This is a genomic window from Pseudarthrobacter sp. NKDBFgelt, assembly GCF_046097905.1.
Taxonomy (GTDB): domain Bacteria; phylum Actinomycetota; class Actinomycetes; order Actinomycetales; family Micrococcaceae; genus Arthrobacter; species Arthrobacter polychromogenes.
Genome location: NZ_JBJURL010000018.1, coordinates 1 through 21,207, shown reverse-complemented (window position 1 = coordinate 21,207; position 21,207 = coordinate 1). Strand labels below are relative to the sequence as shown.

The following is a 21,207-nucleotide window of genomic DNA, read 5'->3' as shown; positions in this document are numbered from 1 at the left end:
TCGATGGCTGAGGTTTGTCCATACGCTGGAGAGAAGTTTCTCTGGGTTGACCGGCCTCCCGCAGGGTCCTACGCTGACGCAATGCGCTGGGATTCCCTTTTCAATGACATGGAAAGCCAATTTGCCGAGTCAGAGCGGTTGGCGCTTGACGCCGAAATCAATGACCGCACGAGGGCTGAGATGGTGGCTACGGAACTCGCAGATCGGCTGCGGGGAGCGCTTGGCTGCCGGCTGGCCGCGCATCTCGACTGTGGGGAAGTCGTCCGGGGCGCACTGAGCCATGCAGGCGCGGATGCCCTTGTAGTAGACGAGGAGCAGCACCAAGTACTTATTCCGTACGCATCGGTTATGTGGTACGAAGGGCTGGGCCGAATAGCGGTGGCAGAGCCGTCACAGGTGCGCAGGGGTATTGGACTTGCCCACGCACTGCGCGGTCTCGCAAGGGACCGCGCGGAACTGTCAGTGACATTAAGGGGGCAGGGTTCCGGACCTGTCAGGCTCACGGGAGTGATCGACAGGGTGGGGAAGGACCACCTGGACCTGGCCGTCTACACTCCCGGGGAGTCGCGACGCAGCAGTCAGGTCAACCAGGTATCCGTCATCCCCTTGACATCCCTGGCTTCCATCAGGTCCCGGCGGTCCGGCGAACTCTAATGGCCTCGTCCACTGGGCCAGTGAATGGTCCAGGCGGGTATCAGACGGACTTGGACTTCGACTCCTGGATCATCCGGCTTGCCTCGGCGTAGCGCTCCTCGATGTACTGCTCCAGCATCTTCTCTTCCACGCGCCACTGACCCCTGCCGCCAACCTGGATGGCTTTCAGTTCACCGCTGCGGACCAGTGCGTACGCGGCCGGAGAATTGATCTGGAGCTGCTCGGCAACATCTGCGAGCGTAAGGAACCTGGGCATGCTTCCATTTTGCCATCGAATGGCCGCAGGTGCTGTTGTTATCCACAGATTGGCCTTGTTTGCAGTTATGACTTTTGTTCCGGCGTCCCGGCGGTAACAATGAGGGTGAAACGGCGAGCAGGGCCGGCTTACAGGGGGAGAAAACTAGATGGTGCCTGAAGTATCTGCCACAGCGGCACGGCTGAAGCGGCCGTCCTGGAAGGATCCCCGGCTGCTGGCGGGAATCCTCCTGGTCCTGGTTTCCGTGGCCGGTGTCGTCTTCCTCGTCGGCAGCGCGGACCGGACAACCGAAGTTTTCGCGGCGCGTGATGGTATCGCAGTAGGGGAGCGGCTGACCCAGGACAACCTGGTGCGTGCGAAAGTGCGCCTGGGGGACACCGAGAGCCAGTACATCACGGCAGAGTCGGGGCTCCCGGAGGGCGTCGTGGCGGTTCAGCGCATCGGAAAGAACCAGCTGGTTCCCCGTGCCAGCCTTGGCGCGGTAGACGAACTCGACCGAAAGCCGGTGGCGCTTTCCATCGATGAAGCGCTCCCGGGGCAGGCAGTAGCCGGAGCCAGGGTGGACGTCTGGGTTGCCCAGGCGGACGCCCGAAACGGCTTCAGCGAGCCGAAGCTCCTCCTGTCCGGTGCTGAGATCGCCGAGGTAACAGCCGGCTCCACGGCATTGGGATCATCGAGGAAAACCGTCCTCATGGTGCTGGTGGAGGACAGTCACATGCCTGCGCTGCTGGGAGCCCAAGCAAACGGGGCAAAGATCTCGGTGGTCTGGAACCCGGGCGGCGGCGCCAAATGAGCATACCGGTGGTCACCGTTGGCCAGAGCCGGGAAGATCTGGTCGGTGGGCTGGAACGGTTGCACGGTCCTGTCACTGTGGTCCGGAGATGTACGGAACTTACCGAGCTTCTTGCTGCATGCCAAAGCGGGCTGGCGCGGGCGGCGGTCGTAGCGGAGGGGTCTGAGGGGCTGACGTCCTCGCTGGTGGACCGGCTCTCAGCTGTTGGGGTGGCCATTGTTGCCCTGACTGACAACGCCGATGAAGCGGCCAGGCTGCGGGCGATAGGGGTAGATTCCGCGCTGACCGGCGTGGAGTCCGCTGCACTGTCGGACCGGATTGCCGAGGCCGTGTCCCAGCTGTCGGGATCGGGACTGCGCACTGCCCCCAGGAGCAGTCCGGCTGATCCCGGCGGTGCTCTGAAGCCGGTCCCGGTGGGGCCGCCTCCAGGCCCGGAGGAACCTGGGCAGGGGAGGATCATTGCCGTCTGGGGTCCGGCTGGAGCGCCCGGCCGGACCACCCTGGCTGCGAACATGGCAGGCGAACTGGCGGTGGATGGAAAAGGAGTGATTCTTGTCGACGCTGACAGCTACGGTGCCAGCATTGCAGCCGTGCTCGGGCTCCTCGATGAGTCCGCTGGCCTGGCGCAGGCCTGCCGCCTCGCGGACCAGGGCCTGTTGGATCGGGAGGCACTCGAAAAGATTGCAGCTCCGGTGGCAACCAAGTCCGGCACTTTCAGGGTGCTCACGGGCATCACACGTGCGGACCGATGGACGGAGCTTCGCGCCTCAGCCCTCGCGCTCGTCCTCGACCGCGCGCGGGAATTAGCTGAAGTGGTGGTGGTGGATGCCGGGTTTTGCCTTGAAGCGGATGAGGAGCTCAGCTTCGACACGATGGCGCCGCGCCGGAATGCGGCAACCCTGCGGTCCCTGGAACTGGCCGACACGGTTTACGCGGTCGGCGCCGCCGATCCGGTCGGGGTCCCACGGCTGGTGCGCGGTCTCACCGAACTGGAAGAGGCTGTCCCAGGTGTTTCGCCCATTGTTGTGATGAACAGGGTGCGTGCTTCGTCCGTGGGCAGGGGGCCGGAACGCCAGTTGAGGGACGCCTGGGAACGATACGGCCCGGCTTTCGAACTGAAAGGGTTCCTGCCCCATGACCCTGCGGCGGCGGACGCCGCCCTCCTGGGTGGCTCGCTGCTGCTTGAAGCTGCCCCCGATTCCCCGCTCCGCCATGCCATCCGCGAACTCGTTTGTGCACCCGCCCAACAAAAGCGAAAATCCTCTGTCTTTTCTTCCACAGCAAGGCGCCGGGCGAAGGACTAGGCTCGCCATAAGAGCTGCAATGGTGCAGCAAATATTTCGTGATGGAGGCGTTTGTCGATGTCGTCTGGATCCAGCGTGGAGGATCAGCCCCTTTCCATTGAAGGCGATGAGGGTTTCATGGGGGACTACTACCAGCACCTAGCTGAAGAGGACGCCCGGGCCTACCCGCGGGACGTGCTGGTGGCACGGGCGGACCATCACCGGGACGTTGCCTCGGTCCGGCAAAGGGGCCAGGCGAAAATTGCCATCATGGACGAGGAAGACAGCAGCGTCGTCTTCGTTGTTACCGATGACATGCCATTCCTGGTCGATTCCGTGAATGCCGAGCTTGTCCGGCAGCATGCCGCCATCAAGCTGGTACTCCACCCACTGTTCGTGGCGACGCGTAACCGGGAGAGCGGCGAGCTCGCCAAGGTCAACAGGGTCCCTGCGCACCTCGGGATATCCAGCGGCGACACGGCTGCCATGCCCAACCTTTCGCACCTGATTGCCCAGGGCGGGAATGCCTCCCACATGGAGTCCTGGATCGCCGTCGAGATTAACCGTGTCTCACAGGAGGCAAAGGCAGCCCTCCTCGAGGGACTGGAACGTGTGCTCAAGGATGTGCGCGCCGCCGTCGAGGACTGGCCCAAGATGCGCCAGAGGGCCGTCCAGATCGCCGAAAGCCTGGACCAGATCGCAAATCCTGCACAGATCGCGGAGCTCCGGCAGGCGAAGGACCTGCTGCGCTGGCTCGACGACGGGAACTTCACGTTCCTTGGCTACCGGGAGTATGACCTGGTGAACGTCGACGGCGAAGACGTCCTGGAGCTGCGCGACAACAGCGGCCTGGGGCTGCTTAGGGATTCCGAAGACTCGCCCCACATCCAGCACCTCACGGATACAGGCCGGAAAAAAGCGCGGGAAAAGCGTGCCCTGGTCATCACCAAGGCAAACTCCAGGTCAACCGTCCATCGTTCGGCGTACCTGGACTACATCGGGGTCAAGAGCTTCGACGCCGAGGGCAACGTCAATGGCGAGCGCCGCTTTATTGGACTCTTTGCCACCAGCGCCTACACCGGCTCCGTCCGGGACATTCCCATCGTGCGGGAAAAGGTCGATGCGGTGCTCCAGAGCGCCGGCTTCCCGCCGGACTCCCACTCCGGGAAGGACCTGCTGGGGATCCTGGAAACCTACCCCCGGGATGAGTTGTTCCAGATCGAGATCCAGGATTTGGCCGCAACGGCCCTAGGGATCCAGAAGCTGCAGGAGCGCCGCCGCACCAGGCTCTTCCTCAGGCCGGACATCTACGGCAGGTTCATGTCCGCTGTGGTCTACCTCCCCAGGGACAGGTACACCACCAACGTCAGGCTCCGCATTGAGCAGGAACTCCGCGAAACGTTCCAGGCTGTTTCCATCGACTACGAAGCCCGCATGACCGAGTCGGCCCTCGCGCGGCTGTTCTTCCGCATCCGGCTGCCCAAGAATGCCGACGTCAGTGGCGTAAATACCGTGGAACTCGAGAAGCGCCTTGTCCGTGCCGCCCGTTCGTGGAGCGAAGGCATCGCAGAGGTGCTGCGCGAGAGCCGGGATGTTGCCGACGCGAAGGAGCTTGCCGCCATCTGGTCCGAGGCATTCCCGGCCGGCTACCGCGTGGACTACGAAGTGGAGGACGCCCTCGAAGACATTGCGCGCTTCGAGAAGTACGGCGCCGCCGCGGAACGGGCCGAAGGTACTGTCCAGGAGCGGCCCGGCGTTCACGTCTACCTTCCGGAAGGGGCGGGTGCAACGCTGGAGGAGGACGCACGCGTCAAGCTCTACATGCTGGAACCCAAGAGCCTCAGCCAGATCCTCCCGTACTTCCACAACCTTGGCCTGGAAGTCCTTGACGAGCGGCCCTTCGAAATTGAAACCGCGGACAGCCGCGACTTCTTCCTGTATGACCTGGGCCTGAAGTACCCGGCCAAAGTGGATCCGCTCTCAACCGGGCAACTGCTGGCCGATTCCTTCGGCGCTGCAGTCACGGGCGCATCCGAATCGGACAGCTTCGACCGGCTGGTCCTGAGGGAGGGCCTGCACTGGCGGCAGGTCACCGTGCTGCGGGCCTATGCGCGGTACATGCGCCAGATGGGCAACACCAACTCATTTGGGTTCATGGCAGACACCCTTCTGGCTAACCCCCGGGTGACCAAGGGGCTTAACGCCCTCTTCGCGGCGCGCTTCGACCCGTCCCTGAGCGACGACGAGCGGGCCGAGGCCCAAGCCTCCGTCCGCAAGGACCTGGACGTGTCCATCGAGAAGGTGGCAACGCTCGACGCCGACAGGGTCCTGCGCACGTTCGTCAACCTGATCGAGGCGACGCTCCGGACGAACTACTACCAGGACAGGGCGCACCTGAGCTTCAAACTCGATCCATCACGGATCGAGGGCCTGCCGTTCCCGCGCCCCATGTTCGAGATCTGGGTCTACTCGCCGCGCGTCGAGGGCGTCCACCTCCGCTTCGGCAAGGTGGCCCGAGGCGGGCTGCGCTGGTCCGACCGCCGCGAGGATTTCCGCACCGAGATCCTCGGGCTGGTGAAGGCGCAGACAGTGAAGAATGCGGTCATCGTGCCCACGGGCGCCAAGGGCGGGTTCTTCGCCAAGCAGCTGCCGGACCCCACCGCAGACCGTGCCGCCTGGATGGCGGAAGGGATCGAAAGCTACAAGACCTTTATCAGGGGCCTGCTGGACATTACCGACAACCTCATTACGGAGGGTGACAGCGAAAGTCTCGTGCCGCCGTCGGACGTTGTCAGGCATGACGACGCCGATTCCTACCTCGTTGTGGCTGCCGACAAGGGCACTGCGACCTTCTCGGACATTGCCAACGGCCTGTCTGCGGAGTACGGATTCTGGCTTGGGGACGCGTTCGCGTCCGGCGGCTCCGTGGGGTACGACCACAAAGCCATGGGCATCACCGCCCGCGGCGCGTGGGAGTCGGTGAAGCGACACTTCAGCGAGCTCGACCTTGATACGCAGACCCAGCCGTTCACCGTGGTGGGCGTGGGTGACATGTCCGGCGACGTGTTCGGCAACGGCATGCTGCTCTCCCGCCACATCCGTCTCCTCGCCGCCTTCGACCACCGGCACATCTTCCTCGATCCCAACCCCGACGAGGAAGCCTCTTTCGTGGAACGGCAGCGTTTGTTTGAGCTGCCCAGGTCCTCATGGGATGACTACAACAAATCGCTGATCAGTGAGGGCGGCGGCGTTTTTGCCCGACAGGCCAAGTCCATTCCTGTATCGACCCAGATTCGTGCCGCGCTGGGCCTGCCGGCCGATACAACCGAACTCAGCCCGCCGGAACTCCTCCGCGCGATCCTCCTGGCCCCCGCGGACCTGCTCTACAACGGCGGCATCGGTACATACGTCAAGGCGAGCACCGAAACAAACGCGATGGTCGGGGACAAGGCCAACGATGCGATCCGCGTCGACGGCCGGGACCTGCGCGTCAAGGTGGTGGGCGAAGGTGGAAACCTCGGCATGACGCAGCGCGGGCGCATTGAGGCGGCGCTGCAGGGAGTCATCCTCAACACCGACGCCATCGACAACTCCGCCGGCGTGGACTGCTCCGACCATGAAGTGAACATCAAGATTTTCGTGGACCGGATGGTGGCGGCCGGAAAGCTGTCTCCCGAGGAGCGTGCAGGCTTCCTGGCGTCGATGACTGACGAAGTGGGCCGGCTCGTGCTCGAAGACAACATCGACCAGAACATCCTGCTGCTGAATGACCGGACCCGGGTTGCCGAGTGGAGCCCCAGCTACGAACGGCTGATGGACTGGCTGGAAAAGAAAGCCGACCTGAAGAGGGACCTTGAGGCGCTTCCCACCACGGAGACCCTGCACGAGAGGCTGCAGCAGGGGCAGGGACTGACATCACCGGAACTTTCGGTGCTGGCCGCTTACGCGAAGATCGAGCTGGCGACGGCGCTGCGGGAAAGCGACCTGGCCGACGACCCCTGGTTCAGGCAGACGCTGCGCGCCTATTTCCCCGCGCAGTTGCGCGAGCGCTTCGACGCCGAACTGGACACCCATCCGCTCCGCCGCGAAATCATTGCCACGGTGGTTGCCAACGACATCATCAACCTCGGCGGCATTACGTTCGCATTCCGGGTGATGGAGGAAACGTCAGCCAGCGAAGTGGCCGTGGCCAAGGCGTTTGTTGCGCTGAGGGAGGTCTACGATCTGGACACCATGGTGGGGGAACTGAACAACCTCCCGGCGTCCTTCCCCACGGAGCACTGGAGCACTGTCCACTTGGACGTCCGGCGGCTGCTGGACCGGGCCGTCCGCTGGCTCCTGGGACAGGGAACGCTGTCGCGGCCCATCGCAGACGTGGTCTCGGAGTTCAAACCGGTGATGGAACCGATGCGCGCGCGCCTGCTGGAGTACCTGCGCGGCGATGACCGGGAACGGGTTGCCAGCTGGCTGGAGAACGCACGCGAGTGGGAGCTGCCGGAAGGTCTGGCCTTGCGCTGGGCAGAGCTTTTCGAAAGCTTCGTGCTGCTGGACATCGCCAAGATTGCCCACGTGCGCAAGGACCCGGTGGAAGAGATCGCCGCCGTTTACTACACCGTGTTCAACCGGTTCCATGCAGATTCACTGCTGGAACGGATCAGCAGCCTCCCCCGGCAGGACAGGTGGCAGGCGCTGGCCAGGGCAGCCTTGCGGGATGACCTGTACTCCACCATCTCGGACATGACGACGGCGGTGCTGGACGCCACTGCCGCCGCTGACTCGCCGGAAGCGCGGCTGAAGGACTGGGAGGCCCGGAATGCAGAGCAGCTCACCAGGGCGAAGAGCATGTTCGACGAGGTGAATTCGCTCGAGGCCGACGATATGGCGTCACTGTCGGTAGCATTGAGGCTCTTGAGGTCAATCGTCCGACGCTAGCAAGTCCGGCGTCGAAAATGGAGGTGCAGTGGCAATCTTTACGGACCCTATCAGGGAACACGCTGATTTTGGGCCGGGCGATGCCGAGTGGCTGCACCTCCTGGTGGGGGACTGGCAGATGGTTGCGGACCTTGCTTTCGCCGACCTGGCCCTATGGTTTCCCCACCCTGAGCTTGGTTACGTGGCGCTCGCCCACGTGCGGCCCTCCACCACGCACACCGTGTTCCACGGGGACTTCGTGGGGGAGGGCATCCGCTCAGACCTTCAGCCCCTTGTGGACAAGGCCTGGAACAGCCGTTCCATCGAGCGCTCCAGCGAAACCAACTGGAGCAGCGATATGGCCCTCCGCGTGGAGGCCGTTCCCATGGTCCGCAACGGGCGCACGCTGGCGGTGGTCACCACCCACATGGACCTCTCCAGCTCGCGGATGCCTTCGCGCCTTGAACTGACCTACCGACAGTGTGCATACGACCTCCTCCGGATGGGCACGCTGGGGCTGTGGCCGGACTTCGCCTCGCCCACGGGTTCCCGCCGCGGTGCACCCCGGGTTGGGGACGGACTCATCCGGCTGGATGCGGAGGGAATCGTGCAGTACGCGAGCCCCAACGGAGTCTCTGCGTTCAGGCGGCTCGGTGACGGGGAGTCCTTGGAGGGCCGCTCACTGGCCGAGGTGACCGCCAGCCTGCTGAAGGACCGCCGCATGGTTGATGAGACGTTGCCCTTGGTGGTTACCGGGCGGATGCCTTGGCGCAGTGAAATTGAATCCCGTGGCGTGAGCCTTTCCCTGCGCGCCATTCCGCTGCGGGACGAGCAGCAACGGTTCGGTGCACTGGTCCTGTGCCGTGATGTGTCGGAGCTTCGCCGGCGTGAAATGGAGCTGGTGACCAAAGACGCCACAATCCGCGAGATCCACCACCGGGTCAAGAACAACCTGCAGACTGTCGCGGCGCTGCTGCGCATGCAGTCCCGCCGCATGGTCAGCGACGAAGCAAAGCAAGGGCTGGAGCAGGCCATGCGCCGGGTGGCCACCATTGCGCTCGTCCACGAGACACTGTCCCAGGGGCTCACCCAGAGCGTTGACTTCGACGAGCTGATCGGGCGCCAGTTCCGGCTGTCGGCCGAAGTCGCCTCACCCTCGCAGCAGGTCCGGACGGAACGATCCGGCACTTTCGGAGAGCTACCGAGCGATCTTGCCACCCCGCTGGCCTTGGTCATCAATGAACTGGTGACCAACGCTGTGGAGCACGGGCTCGAAGGCAGGGCCGGGACTGTCTGGCTCATCGCTGACCGCTCCGAGGGGGATGACGGTGAGGAACTCACCGTCACCATTGCCGACGACGGCGTGGGACTTCCGGATACGCCTCACGTTGAGGGGCTGGGGCTTCAAATCGTACGGACCTTGGTGACCAGCGAGCTCGGCGGGACTATCCAGTGGCGGCCGCGCGAAGGCGGCGGCACCGCAGTGGAGATCCGGATCAGCCTGGCAGGCAAGTAGGTTCAGGCCCAGGAAGCTCTTGGCCGGCCCTACCTTCACGTTGGTTCGCCGAACAACAACAGCCCCGGCAACAACCATTGAGGTTGCGGCCGGGGCTGTTGTTTTGTGGGTGAGGTGTTCCTAGGAGGCGCGGCGGGCGCGGGCAGCGCGGCGCTTCAGCGCCCGGCGCTCGTCTTCGCTCATACCGCCCCAGACGCCCGCGTCCTGGCCCGACTCCAAAGCCCACTGCAGGCACGTGTCCACGACGGGGCAGCGGCGGCAGACGCTTTTTGCTTCTTCGATCTGCAGAAGGGCTGGCCCGGTGTTCCCGACGGGGAAGAAGAGTTCGGGGTCCTTTTCAAGGCACGCTGCGCGGTTACGCCAATCCATGCTGATCAGTTGCTCCATTTCTGGGAAGAGCCCTTGTGAAATTATTCACTAGTGGCTACAAAGGAAAAGGGCCCGGCAGGGCCCCCTTGGTCATCTGGATCAAGCCTGTCATGTTAACGGCGTGTAAACAAGAGGTAATAACGCTTGATATCCGCGGAAAGCTGAGCGATGCGTCACACTGGCGCTGATGGCCCCAACCACTGTCCGACTATGTCCGGTAGGGTGCCAGTGTGTCAAGACCCCCAATAAACCCAGCGAACCCCCCTTCCTCTTCCGAAGAGCCCGGTCAGGGGCCGCAGCGGCCTGATGGGGGTGCCCAGGGTCCCCGGCCGCCGGCGGTGATTGTCGTGACTTTGGTGGTTGCCGTGGAAGCCACGGCCCTTCTGCTCGCTGCCAGCTGGTACGGGTACCAGCTGGCCATCGGAAGCCCGGTCCTGTCCTTCTGGGGAGCGGTTTTCACGTTGGGGTTACTGCTGGCTTTTTCGGCGTGGCTGTACGCGGTCGGCGTCTACCTTTACCGGGGCTACCGCTGGACCCGTGCCGCTGCCCTTGTCGCGCAGCTGTTCGTTCTGACCATCGGGGTGCCAACCCTTAGCGGTGGCCTCGTGCTCGCCGGCCTCGCAATGCTGCTTCCCGCGGTCGCCGCGATCGTGCTCCTTTTCCACAACAAAGTGATCAGCTACGCTTCCCGCACCGGAGGATCCACCCCGGCGCTGTGACCGGCTGCCACGTCGTCTCACTACGTGCCTGCCCAGGCCACCTGGACCGCCGAGGACTTGCCTCGGGCAATCAGCACACCCCTGCCTGCGGGCGGATTGGGTTCTATCTCGAAGCGGACTCCGTAGAGGTCTCCCTCCGACGTTGACCGCGGGGACAGCAGGAGTCCAGTCCCGGCGGCGCGCGCGTCCATGGCCAGCGGGACGCGCTGGATCAGCAAAGGACTGTAGTTGGCCGTGAAGATTACTGCATGGCCCAACGCGTGCAAGTCAGAGATGTCCCTCAGGGGCCCCGCAGCCAGGAGGTCGATGTCGTCCACCAACAGCACTGCTTTTCCAGGCAGTGTTCCCTCCCTCGCCTTTTTCAAGGTTCCCTTCCATAACTCGCCGGGGTCACTCATCCTGCCTGGGTGAATCCAGCGGTCCTCATCGGGATTCAGCGTCTGCAGGGCCTGCAGGAAGTTCGTTTTCCCGGACCCTGGTCCCCCCAGGACGGCGAAGGTGCCGCCTGGCGGGACATGCACAAAGACGGGGTCCAGTTCGTCGCCACCGACGCCGAAAAGCACGTTCCGCGGCGTGGAAGGACAGGTCTCCCGGCGCGGTGGAACCCGAACCACGCCGGGCGCCGATAAGCCTTCCGGAACATCCGTCCCGGCCTCCCCGGCGTCGACTGTCCCGGTCCCCGCTTCATGCGTGACTGCATTCATGAACGAAGACTGTCCCGGGTCCGATTCCGCTCCCGGATCCTCCATTCGTTCCACTGCCGCCCTGACCTCCGCGGCTGTTACCAGGGCGGGCAGCGGTTCAATGCGGAACGGCCGCTTCCCGGACTGCTGCGTCGCCTTGCTGCCGGCGCCGGGGGGCCCGGAAACGTCAGGAGCGGGTTCGTAAAGTTGGCACACGGACGCGGTGCCGCAGGCGATGGAACCAAACGCTACTCCCCGGCCCTTGACCGCGGCCGTGGACGGCATCCTTGGCCAGGCTATCCTGCTGTCCTCATTTGAACCGGTGGGGAAATAGATGCGGTTGGGCAGGGACCCGCAGAACCTGGCGGTGACGAGTTCCCGCTCCCCGGAAATGATGACGGTGATACCCGCCCTGGTGCCGTCGCGGACAAGATCCAGCACCAGTTCCTCGGCCCAGGCCAACGGGCCGGCCCGAAAAGCCGAGACCCAGGAACCCCATCCGGAGATGGCGAGAAGCAGCGGAACGCCCCCGTGGTCAGTCCGGCTCAGCCGGGCGGCCATTTCCCGGCCCAGCCGTTCCAGAACGCGGACGCCGCGCCGCAGCTCATGCAGCCCGGTGTGGGCTCCGGTCCGAGGGTGCACCGCCAGCCCATTGAAGACCGCGGCCGCGTCCAGGAAGTAGCAGTGTGTTTCGTCCTCATGTTCTGCCACGTCGTGGACTGCCAGCTCGAGAGCTTCGGATGCTCCTGATACCGGACTTCCTATCAAAGCAAGATGGCCGTCTTTTGACGGGTTCCAGACCAGCGATCTGATTTCCTGCTGGTGGGGCACATCGAGCAGGCCCAAAGCAACGGCCTTCCCTTGTGTCCCGCCGGGTTCCGGGAGCGCCACAGCCGGACATTTGTCGGGCCGGGCGGCCTTGAGCGGCAGCGGAGGGGCTACCGGAAGCCGGGGTGCAGATCCTGCCTGCGACGCCCAAAGATCCCGAACCATCGCAACGAGAGGGGCTGCTGCCTGTGCCGGGGTCCGGCCCGAGGCGTCTGTTCCTGCAGGGTTGTCTTGGTCGCGGGCCAAGAGGAAATCAGTGGTGAGCTGAACCTTGACTTCATCCACGTCACTGTCCGGGGTGGGTATCCCGGTGGACGCAGATTGAAATTCCAGGGGCGGCTCCGTACCCCTGGCAATGAAGGCACGGCCGGGCGTGCTGAGGCTTATTCCGGCAGCGGCCTTTGTGTTGAGGATGTCGTGGGACTCCAGGTCGGATTGGACGCGGAGCGCGATGCTGGAGGTGACGTTTGCCCGGATATCGGCGGTCAGTGCGCCCTGCGGCCGCTGGGTGGCCATGACCAGGTGCAGGCCAAGCGAGCGGCCGATGGAGGCGATGCGCATCAGTTCGCGGAGCGCTTCGGGTGCGTCGTCCACGAGCATGCGGAACTCGTCGATGACGATGACCAAGTGGGGAAGTGGTCGATCCCGGGATGCTGGTGTTTCCCGGTAGGAGGCAAGGTCCGGAACCTGTGCCGCGGCGAGGGCTTGCTCACGGAGCCTGATTTCAGCCTTGAGCGAGGTGAGCGTCCGTTCGAGCTCATGGGCCGACAAATCGGTCAGGACGCCGACGCAGTGGACCAGTCCGGCCAGGGGGCCGAGACCTGCACCGCCTTTGAAATCGACAAAGAGGAAATTGACCCGGTCCGGCGGATGGGTGAGGGCCAGTGCCAGCACCAGAGTGCGGAGCAGCTCCGATTTGCCTGAGCCCGTTGTCCCTGCAACCAGCAGGTGCGGACCGTCGGTTTGCAGGTCCAGGACCAGGGGGCCCGCTGCCTGCATGCCCAGGGGGACTGCCAGGGTTCCTGCGCTGGCAGGCGAGTTCCAGCGGGCAGCAGTGTGGGCGGGGGAAGGCGGGAGCAGGTCGTCAAGGGTGCAGGCGGAGGGAACTGAGTTCTCCGCGCGGTTAAGCAGTCCCGGGAAAGCTGCCAGTTGTCTGCAGTAGCTGCTGAACGCGTCATAAGGTGCCAGGTCCGGGACGAACGTAACCTCCCTGCCCGGTTCCCGCAGGCGTGATTGCCCCTCGGTCAGTTTTATGTCGGAGACGCCGGGTGGGCTGTCAGCCGCAGAAAACTCGAGCACTTGCCAGTTCTGCTGAGCCGCCGTTTCGCGCAGCCCTGCGGCATCCTTGCCCAGGGAGGCCGTGAGCAGGAGGATGCCATGGTCAAAGTCACGAGTAAAACCGTCGGTGATCGCGCGCAGGCACGCCTGCCGGGACACGGCGAAAGTCACACTATGGAGAAAACGGGCAGGCAGGGGAAGGCTTACTGGACGGCCGCAGATCACCATGCGTGTCCTGCAGCCTCCTGGATACCCGGCCAGTTGCATGACGAGTGATCGCAGCATTCCGTCCAGCATGGTGCGCGGTCCCCGCAAGGTGGTGGGGCTATTCCCCGGGTTCAACATCACGGGCACTTCGCCGACGGACGGAATGGCGTGCTGAGCGCTCCCTGATTCAATCTTCAGGTTGGCAGTTTGGGGAGCCAGTCCCAGCCGCAGCCACATCCTGCCCTCCGCGCGTGCTGTAGAAGGCGCAACCTGGGCGTGGGCCGCAGCAAGCACCAGCAGCGCCAGTGACGGACCGGCGCGCTTCCGCCGCTTCCGGTCCTCCTTGACCGCGGCGCCGATCCTTTTGGTGAATTCCCGCCGCTGGCGGCGCCCGGAGGTCAGCGGGATAAGCACAGATACTGCCGAAACCGCAGCGAAAGCAAGGAACATCCACATGCCCGTGAGGACGGCGAGTCCGACGCCGACGGCCAGGGGGAGCACGGCAGTAAGCAAAAGGATCCCACGGTTGCCGGACTCCGAATGGCCCGTAACGGTGAGGGGATCCTGGACTGAAGTGCCGGCGTCGGCAAGTGCTTTGTCCGGGGCATCCAGAAAGACCAGGGACATCATCGAACTGCCGCAGCGGATGGAGGAAACCGTGGAAATCAGTGCCTGGCGGACCCGCTCGCCGTCGATGTACGTGCCGTTGGCACTGCCCAGATCGACGATCATGATGTCCTTTTCGGTGACCACCAGGCGGGCATGTTCCCGGGAAAGTTCAGGGTCCGGGATCACGATGCGCGTATTGCTTCTGCCGATGGTGTACGTGCCGCGCTGCAGGGGGATCAGGGTGCCGGCTCCGGCGCCGCTGTGAACAGCCAAAGCGATGGGGGCCGCGGGATCGGAGTCGGGCCGCCGCCGGGACCTCCGGCCAGCGGGCTGGCTTCCGCCGTCTACCAGCACGGCGCCCGGGACCAGGGGCGCCGTTCCGAGGCTCAGGGAGCACAGGTCCTCCCCGCCAACAAAGACAGCTCCCGTGCCGAACGTCCTGACAAGCTCAGCGTGGATCCGCGCACCGGACGTGCCGGGAGGGGCCGCGACAGTGAGTTCCAGGGGCGGTCCGGGCTGCGGCGACTGCGGGCCTCGGACCAGGGTGCAGTGAAGCGTCATGGGTGCAGATCCTTTGGTGCCTTTGCACTTACGGTAGCCAGAGGTGATACCTGCCGGTCATCCCTTAAATCCCCTATGTGGACAACCCATGTTAATTGCCCTCCCAGTCCGGGCTCGCCGCTGCCTGTTCAAGAGGCGGACGGCGACACGACGTTTCCTGTGTCTATGGACTCTCGGCTCGGCTTATCAGGGTCTCGATGACGTGGTGGCGAATCTGTAAGTGAATGCTGCCATTACATCCTGGAAACCGCGATGGCTGGCCGGTACGTCCTGCTTTTATCCGCTTCCGTCCATCCGTTGCTCATGCCGCTTAGGGCGAGCCAAGCAACTACTTATAGAACGAGTGGCTGGTGGCTACATCAGTAAGGGGGGAACTAAATGCAGGCTGCTGGCCGGGCTGACCGCGATGCGGTAAACGAAGGCAGCCGCTACGTCCCTTGATACAACCAGGGTGGCGCGGTAGGCGCTGGCGCCGTCATCTTCGGTCCATCCATTGCTGATCTTGGTACTGTAGCGACCCGAACTTCACAATGAACCGGTCAGTCGACCCACTCTTGGGCGGTGGTGAGACCGGCGGGGCTGCAGCTGAGCACTAACTGCCGTCATCGCCGTCTTGAGTTCAACCCCCTCTGTAAACCCGGTTCGACGGCTTGGACTTGAGTAGTTACTAAGCGTACGGAAGGGGAGGAGTAGGAGCTTGCTAGGCTAGGGAATCGTGTCTATCTATCTGATTTCACCCGCCGGCCACCCAAATTACGGTGATGAGCTAATTGCCGCAGGATGGTTGAGGTACTTGGCGGAGACCCGGCCTGAGACCGACGTGTGGCTGGACTGTCCGAATCCAGGCCTTGCCACCGAACTGTTCCTTGGACTGCACCCTCGACTGCGCACCACCAACACACTTTGGCGGGCTTGCTGGGAAGCTGACTCCACTGATCCGGTGATTGTGATGGACAAGGTGGCCCACCTGATGCGGCACTTCGGTTCTCCATCATACGATCTCGGCATCGACCGCATCCGGTCAATGGAGAGTATTCACGTTCTTGGTGGCGGCTACCTTAACAATCTCTGGCCAGCCAATGCTGGTGTCGTTGCCGCGGCGGACGCTATCCGGTCGCTGACTGGTGCGAAGCTATATGCCACTGGACTGTCAGTGATTCCTGTTCTCGCTGGAACGGAGGACGGAGACGGGCATGACCTCATCGACATGCTGCGCGGCTTCGATCATGTGACGGTCCGCGATGAACCGTCCGCTTCAGTCCTTGGGCTCCCATTGGGTCTTGACGATGCGTTCCTGGCGGCCGGGCACGAACTGCAGAGGGGCTTCGCGCGTGGCGGAGCGGATCTGGTGGTGTGCCTCCAGAGTGACCTGCAGTCAGAAGCGGAGAGTGCGCAGGTGTTCGGTCGTGCGCGTGAGGTGGTGCAGGCAGCACTCGCCGAAGGGAAAACTGTCCAGTATGTTGAGGCAATTCCGGGGGTGGACAGGCCGGGGTTCGATGCACTCAAGGACCTCATCAGGCCGGAGGACTTCATCCCTTTTATCTCGGTTTGGCGTGACGGGCTACCTCTGAAACAGAACCAGACCTGGCTGACCACACGGTTCCACCTGCACTTCATGGCGGCCGCTGCCGGTAACCTCGGCACGGCAGCCAGCGTTAAAGAAGGCTACTACGACGTCAAACATGGTTCGCTGATGAATCTGGGTACCGGCTGGTCTTCTACCGGGAGCCAGGAAGCAATCGCTGCCGGCTCTTGTAGCCCCAGAGCCGCCCCCAGCACCTTTGCCGCGCACTTGAACTCACGGATGGAGCAGAAGCGGCAGGAGGCCCTGACGCTTTATCCGCAGGTCCTCGCCGACGTCGTTCTGCCGGGCCATCCTGTCGCCGCAGTTGCACGTCTGCTTCGAGGGCTTCGCTCGGCCGTTACTCCACTGCCGGGGTCGTAAGTATAGGGTGGCGCCATAGACCAGGTGCCCAGCCGATTCGACGGGCGCCACAATCACTCGGGTAGGCTAGAGCAGCAGACAATGCGCACCATTGCGCTGCCCGCATTCAAACCAGGAGATTTTGTGACCGCTGACCTCGTCATTGTAGGGTCCGGCTTTTTTGGCCTGACAATCGCAGAACAGGCCGCTACCGAGCTCGGCTTGAAGGTCGTCGTCATCGACCGCCGCCACCACATCGGCGGCAATGCATACAGCGAGAAGGAAGAGCAGACCGGCATCGAGGTGCACCGGTACGGTGCACACTTGTTCCACACGTCCAACGAGCGCGTGTGGGAGTACGTCAACCGGTTCACCACCTTCACGAACTACGTCCACAAGGTGTACGGCGTGCATAAGGGCGAGGTCTACTCCCTGCCGATCAACCTGGCCACCATCAATCAGTTCTTTCGCGCCAACCTCACCCCCGGCCAGGCGAGGGAGCTCATTCAGGAACAAGCCGGCGAACTTGCTGGAACTGATCCCCAGAACCTCAACGACAAGGGAATCCAGCTCATCGGGCGGCCTTTGTATGAAGCGTTCATCAAGCACTACACCGGCAAGCAGTGGCAGACGGATCCCAAGGACCTGCCCGCCGGCATCATCTCCCGGCTGCCTGTGCGTTACAACTACGACAACCGGTACTTCAACGACAAGTACGAGGGCCTCCCCACGAACGGCTACACGGCCTGGATCGAAAAGATGGCAGAACACCCGAACATCGACGTGCGGCTGAATACCGATTTCTTTGACGAGTCGCACGAGTACAGCAAGAACAAGGTTGTCGGCAACATCCCCGTCGTGTACACCGGGCCGGTTGACCGCTACTTCGACTACGCCGAGGGCGACCTCTCGTGGCGCACCATTGACTTCGAGGAGGAAGTCCTCGATATCGAGGACTTCCAGGGCACGTCAGTGGTGAATTACAACGACGACGACGTCCCCTACACCCGGGTTATCGAGCCCCGCCACTTCCACCCGGAGCGCGACTACCAGACGGAAAAGACCGTCATCATGCGTGAGTTCTCACGCTTCGCCGAAAAGGGCGACGAGCCGTACTACCCAGTCAACACCTCCGCCGACAGGGAGCGCCTACTCAAGTACCGCGACCTCGCTGCCGCAGAGAAAGACGTCCTGTTTGGCGGCCGGCTTGGCACCTACAAGTACCTGGACATGCACATGGCCATCGGATCGGCGCTAAGCATGTTCGACAACAAGATCCGGCCGCATTATGAAAGCGGCGCAGAGCTCGAAAGCGGAGGCGTGGACGCATGAGTGTTTCAACCAAAAGCCCAAAGAACACGACGGCTGCTGCGGACAGGGTTGCCTCTGAACGATGGGACACACTGCAGCGGGTGATACTCCCGAGTGCAAGCCAGATGGACACGGTCCCCCTCTACATGGATATGGGGACTGCCACCGGCATTCAGCTGCCCACCGTGGGTGACCGGGACGGTAAGCCTGCGAGTGCCCGGACTATTAGCAGCCCGACAAAGGAAGCCCACGTTGAGGACTTCCTTTCCCGGCATTCGACGTCCGTGCGTGCAGGCGAGCGGGTATCGTTTGGCAGCTACTTCAATGCATTCCCCGCCAGCTACTGGCGGCGCTGGACGACCGTGGACAAGATTCGACTCCAGGTCCGGACTCAAGGCACGGGTTCAGTCATCGTGTATAAGTCCAATGCCCGGGGCTCTCTGCAGCGCGTGGACACGCGCCGTGTCGAGGGGATTGCAGACAACCACTTCGAGCTTTCCCTCGCGCCCTTCGGTGACGGCGGCTGGTACTGGTTTGACCTTCTCGCCGGCACGGAGCCGCTCATTATGCTCGACGCCGAGTGGCAGGGGCCCGCTGCGGAGAGCAAACCAGGATCTGTCACTCTTCAGATCACCACTCTTAACAAGACTGACTTTTGCCTGAACAATCTCCGCCTGCTTGCCGAGAGCGAGGTAGCGCTCGAGCATGTTCAAGAGATCCTCATCGTCGATCAAGGCACCCAGAAGCTTTCCGAGGCAGAAGGCTTCGACGACGTCAAAAAGTCGCTGAACGGGAAACTGCGCATTATCAACCAAACCAACCTCGGCGGGTCCGGCGGGTTCGCCCGGGGGATGTTTGAAGCGGTGGAAAACGGCAGCGACTACGTCCTGCTCATGGACGATGACGTCGTCGTGGAACCTGAAAGCATCATTCGACTCCTGACCTTCGCCGATCGCTGCAAGACGCCCACCCTCGTGGGCGGCCACATGTTTGACCTGTACAACCGAACTGTGCTGCACACCTTCGGGGAGATTGTGAACCCGTATAGGTTCCAGCCGTCCCTGCCCAGCGAGGACATGATTCTGGGTCACGACTTCATGTCCTCGAATTTGCGTCAAACGTCCTGGCTGCACCGCCGCTGCGATGTAGATTACAACGGCTGGTGGATGTGCCTGATCCCCACCCAGGTGATCCGGGAGATAGGACTTTCGCTTCCGCTGTTCATCAAATGGGACGACTCTGAATACGGCCTGCGGGCCAAGGCCCACGGTTATCCGACTGTTTCGCTTCCCGGCTCCGCCGTATGGCATGTTTCCTGGATTGACAAGGACGACCTTGTCGGCTGGCAGGCGTACTTCCATGCCAGGAACCGGGTGGTGGCGGCTCTCCTGCACAGCCCCTACGAATTTGGCGGCCGTGTGATCAAGGAATCCCAGTACGCCGACGTAAAGCATCTGGTGTCGATGCAATACGCAACAGCAGAGGGACGTCAATGGGCGCTGGAAGACGTCCTTAGGGGCCCGTCGGCGCTGCCGGACCTGCTTGACACAAAACTGCCCAAGATCCGCGAGATGATGTCAGGACACTCGGACTCTGTCTTCCGTCCGGATCCGGAGGACTTTCCCTCGCCAAAGATGGACAAGCCGCCCCGCCGCGGTCATGGACCTTCGCAGCCGTCAAAGATCACGTTGTTGCCGTGGGCAGCCAAGACCGTTGTCCGGCAGTTGGCAAGCCCTGTCAAAGGCAGCACTGCCGAACGGCCCCAAACCACGGTTGCCCACCAGGACAACCGTTGGTGGCGCATGGCACAGTACGACAGTGCCGTCGTCTCGAACGCCGAAGGAACCGGTGCGTCCTGGTACCGGCGCGATCCACAGCAGCTCCGGAAAATGTTGGCGGAAAGCGCTCGGGTTCACGCTGCCCTCCTCAAGGAGTGGCCCGCACTCAGCAAGAAATACAAGGCTGCCCTGCACGACCTCACCTCCATTGAGTCCTGGAGGAAGACGTTCGAGCAGCACACCCAGAACGAGATCAAGTGAGCGCAATTTCTCCAAGCGAACTGACCACGCCTGGGCTGGGGAGCGGTCTGCGCGACATAAAGCAGTCGAGCTTCCTTCTTAAGCTGTTGGTGCGCAAGGAACTCAAGGTCCGCTACCGCGGCTCCGTTCTCGGGCTGTTGTGGTCGTACGTCAAGCCTGGAGTGCAATTCGTCGTTTTCTACGTGGCCCTGGGCGTTTTTCTAGGGCTGGAGCGCAGCCCAAGAAATCCCGACGGGCTGGCCAACTACGCCGTTTACCTTTTCTCCGGCATAGTTCTGATCAATTTCTTCTCTGAAGCTCTGGGTAACGCTGCACGGTCGATCGTCAACAACGGGAACCTGATCAAGAAGATCTACCTGCCGCGGGAACTCTTTCCTGTGGCTTCCGTATGGGTGTCGGCAGTCCACTTTTTCCCGCAGTTGGTGGTGCTCGTAGCCGGCTGCGTCATCGCCGGATGGAAACCCAACTTCGTTCAGTTGCTTGCTGCTGTGGCCGGATTTCTCATCGTAGGGCTGCTCGCTACGGGCTTGGGGCTGCTCTTCGGAGCCGCCAACGTCTACTTCCGCGACTCTGAAAACCTCGTGGACATGTTGTTGATGGTGGCTACCTGGGCCTCGCCCGTTATGTACGCCTGGACCATGGTGCACGAGAAGTTGGGCCCAGGATGGTTCGCCGTTTACCAAGCCAATCCGATCACCATCGGGGTCGAATTGTTCCACTACGCCTTCTGGTTCCCCACGACGGACGGCACGGCTGCGATGCCCCCTGATCTCTTTAGCCTGTGGCTGCCAGTTGGCCTCGCGGTCGCACTGGCAGTAGTTACGTTGGGCCAATTCACCTTTCGGCGCCTCGAGGGCCGTTTCGCGCAGGAGCTGTAAGTGGTCAATGCAATCGAAGTCACGGATATCAGCAAGCAATTCGTGCTGCGCCACACCCGCTCCATTAAGGAAGCCGTGGTGTGGCTGGTGAAAGGCCGTAAGGGCGACCTTTCGGAGAAGTTCCATGCCCTGAAGAACGTCACTGTCGAGATCAAGACCGGTGAAACTGTGGCACTCCTGGGGTTGAATGGATCCGGGAAGTCTACATTGCTGAAACACATCTCGGGTGTCATGCTGCCGGATACGGGATCGGTGAAGACGAGGGGGAGAGTAGCCGGCCTCATTGAGGTCGGGGCAGGCTTCCACCCGGACCTTTCCGGCCGGGACAATGTCTTCCTGAACGGGGCTATTCTGGGAATGACCGAACAGCAGGTCAAGGACCGGTTTG

The 21,207-nt window shown here is 62.8% G+C and carries 14 protein-coding genes; 11 read left to right on the top strand and 3 right to left on the bottom strand.

Translation table 11 applies throughout. The features are described 5' to 3' along the window. Nucleotides 1-81: 81 nt before the first annotated feature. The gene (locus ACKAE7_RS07055) at nt 82-654 is read left to right on the top strand and encodes a hypothetical protein (protein WP_191034631.1); all 573 of its coding nucleotides are present in this window, start codon (nt 82-84) and stop codon (nt 652-654) included. A gap of 40 nt (nt 655-694) precedes the next feature. Here ACKAE7_RS07055 and ACKAE7_RS07050 read toward each other — a convergent pair whose 3' ends face one another. Beyond that, the gene (locus tag ACKAE7_RS07050) at nt 695-910 is read right to left on the bottom strand and encodes a helix-turn-helix domain-containing protein (RefSeq protein WP_045729765.1); all 216 of its coding nucleotides are present in this window, start codon (nt 908-910) and stop codon (nt 695-697) included. 148 nt (nt 911-1,058) lie between these two features. Between ACKAE7_RS07050 and ACKAE7_RS07045 the strand changes: the two genes are divergently transcribed. Genes ACKAE7_RS07045 through ACKAE7_RS07030 form a run of 4 tightly spaced genes read left to right on the top strand, consistent with a single transcriptional unit; the run spans nt 1,059 to nt 9,413 of the window. After that, the gene (locus tag ACKAE7_RS07045) at nt 1,059-1,703 is read left to right on the top strand and encodes a hypothetical protein (protein ID WP_188811764.1); all 645 of its coding nucleotides are present in this window, start codon (nt 1,059-1,061) and stop codon (nt 1,701-1,703) included. Continuing rightward, complete coding sequence (locus tag ACKAE7_RS07040; protein ID WP_408978814.1) at nt 1,700-3,007, top strand: CpaE family protein; 1,308 nt, start codon at nt 1,700-1,702, stop codon at nt 3,005-3,007. The genes ACKAE7_RS07045 and ACKAE7_RS07040 overlap by 4 nt, the downstream gene beginning before the upstream one ends. A gap of 57 nt (nt 3,008-3,064) precedes the next feature. Beyond that, complete coding sequence (locus tag ACKAE7_RS07035) at nt 3,065-7,918, top strand: NAD-glutamate dehydrogenase (RefSeq protein ID WP_408978813.1); 4,854 nt, start codon at nt 3,065-3,067, stop codon at nt 7,916-7,918. A gap of 28 nt (nt 7,919-7,946) precedes the next feature. After that, a complete protein-coding gene (locus ACKAE7_RS07030; RefSeq protein ID WP_104184989.1) occupies nt 7,947-9,413 on the top strand; it encodes a sensor histidine kinase in 1,467 nt (488 codons plus the stop codon). Between the two features lie 120 nt (nt 9,414-9,533). On the opposite strand, the gene ACKAE7_RS07025 is transcribed toward ACKAE7_RS07030, so the two are convergent. After that, nucleotides 9,534-9,782 carry a WhiB family transcriptional regulator gene (locus ACKAE7_RS07025; protein WP_015937605.1) on the bottom strand — a complete coding sequence of 83 codons (249 nt, stop codon included), beginning with the start codon at nt 9,780-9,782 and terminating at the stop codon, nt 9,534-9,536. A 347-nt stretch (nt 9,783-10,129) separates the two neighbouring features. On the opposite strand from ACKAE7_RS07025, the gene ACKAE7_RS07020 reads away from it, so the two are divergent. After that, nucleotides 10,130-10,501, top strand: coding sequence for a hypothetical protein (locus tag ACKAE7_RS07020; RefSeq protein WP_408978812.1), 372 nt, complete (start codon nt 10,130-10,132; stop codon nt 10,499-10,501). Nucleotides 10,502-10,521: 20 nt separating this feature from the next. Here the strand turns inward: ACKAE7_RS07020 and ACKAE7_RS07015 are convergent, their stop codons facing one another. Beyond that, nucleotides 10,522-14,667, bottom strand: coding sequence for an FtsK/SpoIIIE domain-containing protein (locus ACKAE7_RS07015; RefSeq protein WP_408978811.1), 4,146 nt, complete (start codon nt 14,665-14,667; stop codon nt 10,522-10,524). A gap of 715 nt (nt 14,668-15,382) precedes the next feature. Between ACKAE7_RS07015 and ACKAE7_RS07010 the strand changes: the two genes are divergently transcribed. The 5 genes from ACKAE7_RS07010 to ACKAE7_RS06990 all read left to right on the top strand — a co-directional run. Beyond that, the gene (locus ACKAE7_RS07010) at nt 15,383-16,612 is read left to right on the top strand and encodes a polysaccharide pyruvyl transferase family protein (protein ID WP_408978810.1); all 1,230 of its coding nucleotides are present in this window, start codon (nt 15,383-15,385) and stop codon (nt 16,610-16,612) included. Between the two features lie 123 nt (nt 16,613-16,735). Then, nucleotides 16,736-17,923: a UDP-galactopyranose mutase gene (gene glf, locus ACKAE7_RS07005; RefSeq protein ID WP_188727763.1), complete on the top strand. Its 1,188-nt coding sequence runs from the start codon at nt 16,736-16,738 to the stop codon at nt 17,921-17,923. Further along, complete coding sequence (locus tag ACKAE7_RS07000; protein ID WP_408978809.1) at nt 17,920-19,941, top strand: glycosyltransferase; 2,022 nt, start codon at nt 17,920-17,922, stop codon at nt 19,939-19,941. Before glf ends, ACKAE7_RS07000 begins: the two co-directional genes overlap by 4 nt. Further along, on the top strand, nt 19,938-20,819 hold the full coding sequence (locus ACKAE7_RS06995) for an ABC transporter permease (RefSeq protein WP_188727767.1): 882 nt from the start codon (nt 19,938-19,940) through the stop codon (nt 20,817-20,819). Before ACKAE7_RS07000 ends, ACKAE7_RS06995 begins: the two co-directional genes overlap by 4 nt. Continuing rightward, a partial coding sequence (locus tag ACKAE7_RS06990; RefSeq protein ID WP_408978808.1) for an ABC transporter ATP-binding protein occupies nt 20,820-21,207 on the top strand: 388 nt, incomplete at its 3' end.